Annotated in this window: 1 rRNA gene; it reads right to left on the minus strand. The window is 50.2% G+C overall.

Going from position 1 to position 245, the window contains the following annotated elements:
- Positions 1-245, minus strand: a 16S ribosomal RNA gene (locus C6N31_RS47260); the annotation flags it as partial.

Raw genomic sequence — 245 nt, forward strand, 5'->3', positions numbered from 1 at the left:
ATGAAATTTCAAAGTTTGCCAAGGCCTGCCGGCCAAGGTGAGGCACTCATTGAATACATCATTGTAGCACGCGTGCTGCCCAGGACATCTAAGGGCATCACAGACCTGTTATTGCCTCAAACTTCCATGGCCGAAAAGGCCATAGTCCCTCTAAGAAGCTGGCTGCGGAGGATCACCTTCGCATAGCTAGTTAGCAGGCTGAGGTCTCGTTCGTTAACGAAATTAACCAGACAAATCGCTCCACC

Origin of the sequence: Streptomyces fildesensis (assembly GCF_016107395.1) — a bacterium.
Classification (GTDB): domain Bacteria; phylum Actinomycetota; class Actinomycetes; order Streptomycetales; family Streptomycetaceae; genus Actinacidiphila; species Actinacidiphila fildesensis.